This window comes from Curtobacterium sp. ODYSSEY 48 V2 (assembly GCF_023712625.1).
Lineage (GTDB): Bacteria > Actinomycetota > Actinomycetes > Actinomycetales > Microbacteriaceae > Curtobacterium.
The window spans coordinates 1-404 of sequence record NZ_JAMAXX010000057.1 but is presented as its reverse complement, the minus strand read 5'-3'; the positions used below and the strand labels follow the sequence as shown (position 1 = coordinate 404).

Annotated in this window: 1 protein-coding gene; it reads left to right on the top strand. The window is 55.0% G+C overall.

Annotation, left to right across the window (positions count from 1 at the left end):
* The coding region (locus M3666_RS16460; RefSeq protein ID WP_251155823.1) for a hypothetical protein at positions 1 to 323 on the top strand (323 nt) is incomplete at its 5' end.
* Positions 324 to 404: the final 81 nt, after the last annotated feature.

Genomic DNA, 404 nt, shown 5'->3' with positions numbered 1-404 from the left:
CAGCACTCGTTGCACACAACGTGATGCGCAGCACCGAGATCGAAATCTTGATACTGTCTGATGGCCCGCTCCCCACGATGAATGCCGTGCATCTTCGCGACGAGTTCAAGAACGAGCCACGTGTTGCGGTTGTCGAGATGCTGAACACTGGCGATCCAATGCCAGAACACATTGTGCGTGGCTCGACGCGCAGCGCCTTCATCAACGGTGCATCACGCGCTCTTACTACAGAAGAGCGTGCATCCATCCATAGGAGCCTGACTACAGTAGCATTGGGTCTTGGCCGTGATGAAAAGGAACTTATGTACGAGGCCAGCGTATGAACGAACGACAACTCGAACGCGCAGCGCGAGAACTATGCAAGCTCCGGGGCCAAGACCCAGACATGATTGTTTGTCGAAGCC